The organism is Trueperella sp. (assembly GCF_043424875.1).
Classification (GTDB): Bacteria; Actinomycetota; Actinomycetes; order Actinomycetales; family Actinomycetaceae; genus Trueperella.
In genome coordinates, this window is record NZ_JBHWPL010000045.1 from 1 (window position 1) to 2,938 (window position 2,938).

The 2,938-nt window shown below is 61.1% G+C and carries 3 protein-coding genes and 3 tRNA genes; 4 read left to right on the forward strand and 2 right to left on the reverse strand.

Translation table 11 applies throughout. The features are described from left to right. Window positions 1-65: 65 nt before the first annotated feature. From ACHFFR_RS04325 to ACHFFR_RS04335, 3 genes are all read left to right on the forward strand, one after another. Window positions 66-138: transfer RNA gene (locus tag ACHFFR_RS04325), tRNA-Gly, on the forward strand. A 37-nt stretch (window positions 139-175) separates the two neighbouring features. Further along, window positions 176-246, forward strand: a tRNA-Cys gene (locus ACHFFR_RS04330). An 11-nt stretch (window positions 247-257) separates the two neighbouring features. After that, window positions 258-331, forward strand: a tRNA-Val gene (locus ACHFFR_RS04335). 108 nt (window positions 332-439) lie between these two features. Here ACHFFR_RS04335 and ACHFFR_RS04340 read toward each other — a convergent pair. Continuing rightward, window positions 440-694 (reverse strand): hypothetical protein, encoded by a 255-nt coding sequence (locus tag ACHFFR_RS04340; RefSeq protein ID WP_394263051.1) that lies wholly within the window; start codon window positions 692-694, stop codon window positions 440-442. 1 nt (window position 695) lies between these two features. Then, the gene (locus ACHFFR_RS04345) at window positions 696-2,093 is read right to left on the reverse strand and encodes a PspC domain-containing protein (protein ID WP_394263052.1); all 1,398 of its coding nucleotides are present in this window, start codon (window positions 2,091-2,093) and stop codon (window positions 696-698) included. Window positions 2,094-2,227: 134 nt separating this feature from the next. Between ACHFFR_RS04345 and ACHFFR_RS04350 the strand changes: the two genes are divergently transcribed. After that, a partial coding sequence (locus tag ACHFFR_RS04350; protein ID WP_394263053.1) for a PspC domain-containing protein occupies window positions 2,228-2,938 on the forward strand: 711 nt, incomplete at its 3' end.

Below are 2,938 nucleotides of genomic sequence, written 5' to 3' on the forward strand. Positions count from 1 at the left end.
CGGATTAGACAACCTCAGGATTTACTCGCTATATTAGTCAAGCACTCAACGAGACGTTGACATGTGCGGACGTAGCTCAGCTGGTAGAGCACCACCTTGCCAAGGTGGGGGTCGCGGGTTCGAATCCCGTCGTCCGCTCGAAGGCCAAGTGGTAGTCTTACTACTTCAACCACCTGGTGGGTTGGCCGAGAGGCGAGGCAGCGGCCTGCAAAGCCGTATACACGGGTTCGAATCCCGTACCCACCTCTCATACATCAGGGCGATTGGCGCAGTTGGTTAGCGCGCTTCCTCGACACGGAAGAGGTCACTGGTTCGAATCCAGTATCGCCCACAAGGAACAAGCCCCGGCAATGCCGGGGCTTTTGCTTTTCCTGCGCCAGACCTTTGCTTGCTCAGGGCTTTTTACTGCAACGCGGAGTCAGGCTACGGCTGGCCGGCCTTATGATTGGGCCACCCGTACGTCGGTGTAGTCCGTGTTGATGCCGACCGTGTCGGTGTCAACAGGGTCAAGGTCGTCTGTTTCCTCGCCGTGTCGCTGTGGCACGAACGCGCTGGCTGCGAGGAGGAGGGATAGCGTCAGCAAAGCAATGACGACGAAGATGCGGATGTCGATGGCCACGCCGCTTGCGCGGATGATTCCTGCGGTGGCAAGAATGATTCCAAGGGTTCCAAGTGCGCTTGTTGTGACTCTCATGTTAGTTTCCTTCGGTCGATGTCGAGGTGGGCTCTGTGGCAGCGTCGTCGGGGCCTTCCAGCCACTCGGCGTAGGTCATGGACGACGGGCCGATACCGGCAACGGCGAATTCGCCATAGTAGAAGTGGATGTCCACGATCTTGGCCTCGTCGGGGCGTTCAATCGCCTCGGGCGTATGGAGTTCCATGGTTTCGCCGGGTAAGAGGTTGAGATGCTGCGGATAGTGAATGACGCTGCCATCATCCGCGTTTGGATGACCGTCCGCCGAGGCTGGTCGGCTCATGAATTCCTCACCTTCGTGCACGATCTTCCACTCGCGGATACCGGAATATTCCACAGTCGCATACCCGAAGCTATGAGCATCGCGCGAGAGCTTGTAGATCACCGGAACATCCTCGGGAACGAGGCGGGAGCCAACAGCGTAGACGAAGGTATCGACGGACGAGGGCAAAGACTCTTGGAACGTGGCAGCTGGGCGGCGTTCACTGACGTAGATGAGGGAGAGCTCGTCGGCCGTGCCCCCGAGATTCAGAAAGCGCGGGTTTTCGGCGAACAGGAACCTATTTGGCAGGGCGAGGCTTGCCGCTAACAAGAACACGGTCGGGATCCCGACCAACCACGTGAGCGCCGTGAGCCACGTTGCCCGCAGCCCTCTGAAGCCGGCCACGAGCACGCCAAGCGAGACGATGGCCAGGCCCACGGAGAACGCCAACAGCACACGCGCAATCAAGCCCGACGCCGCAATGAGCGCGATCGCAGATCCGGCGATGGCGATCGCCACAACGATCCGGGCAACAGGACTAGATATTGCGGGCGTGCGCACCCGTCGCTTCCGCTTGCGAGGCGAAGGCGCTGGGTAATCGCGGCCCACAGGTGCAGCTGCGCCGCTCATCGCCGACCCATCGGCCGCGCCCGGCACGCCGTCCCCACTGAGGGGTGCTGGCGCGGGCTCTCTGAGCGCTCTAGGCTCAGAATCTTTGCGGCGCGATCGAGATCTCAGCACGGCGAAGGCCACCACCATCAGCGCGCCGATAACGGCGAAGTTCACAAAGATGAGGCTGGTGGTGTGTGACCATCCGCTGATTATTCCCGCGAACACGCCCGTGCCTGCGACGAAGCCGATGAGGGTCATGGCTATCGCCGTCGCAACGCCCGCGTCCGGATCTCTGATGGCTCGCTCGGCAAGGATGTCCTCGGTCTCGTATTCGGGGACGAATAGCCACGCAAGGCCGTAAAGAACGAGTCCCAAGCCGACGGCAAGGAACAGGAGAATCGCGAGCAGTCGAACGACCGCCGGGGAGATGCCCCAGCGGTGAGCGAGCCCGGCGCAGACGCCACCGAGCAACTTGTCGGGTGTGCGGCGGATCGGCCGGGTTCGAATCGTGTCGTAAACGTTCATGGTTTCAGTCTTCGGCAATTTCGGGAACCTATCGACCCTGAACACCCCTGATTTCCCCCTGATTTGTGCCGACCAAACCCTGATTTTCGCTGGATATTCTTTCGAAACGGGCGAAGCGGTGAGAACCTTACAGGGTGGATACATATTCAGATTTGCGTGCACCGTGGGCACGTGAGCGCCCCGCGCTCGCCCGGCGCGAGCCACGAGTGCTGGCGGGAGTATGCCAAGGCTTGTCCGTCCACCTTGGCGGGCAGGCGTGGGCGTGGCGACTCGCATGCGTCGCGCTGTCGTGGACGATGCTCGTGCCCGCTGCCTACGTGACTCTCGCGCTCACGCTCGGACGGATCGACGACGACGTCGCGCCAGAGAACCAGCGACTGTCCAAGCCGCTCGTCTCGAGTCGTGCCGATTCGTCGAAGCTCACCATTGCCGCACTCATAGCCCTCCTCGCCATAGCATGGATCGGCATGGGAGCCTTCCTCGGCGGCGATGTCGGCCGCCTCCTCCTGCCCATCACCATGGTCGCCATCGGCGCGGGTATCGCGTGGACGTATCGGGATGGGCGCTGGGGGACGACCTCTTTGATGGTGGGCCTTGCCATCGGGTCGTTCGGCGGAGTCATTTTGGTTGCCAATTCAGGGCCCAGCTCGCCGCTGTCAACTGCCATTCAAACCGGGATCGTCGTCTTGCTGGTCGCAGCAATCGTGCTCTATCCTTCTCAGGTGCGTTCCTCGATTATCGTTCGGGAAATTGATGCTCAGCGCATTCGGGAAGAAACACGGGCGGACATTGCTGCCCACCTTCATGATTCTGTGCTCCAAACGCTCGCATTGATTCGTTCGCAG

Coding starts and splice junctions, on each gene's coding strand:
- ACHFFR_RS04345 (WP_394263052.1), bottom strand. CDS start 2,093: ATGAACGTTTACGACACGATTCGAACCCGGCCGATCCGCCGCACACCC.
- ACHFFR_RS04340 (WP_394263051.1), bottom strand. CDS start 694: ATGAGAGTCACAACAAGCGCACTTGGAACCCTTGGAATCATTCTTGCC.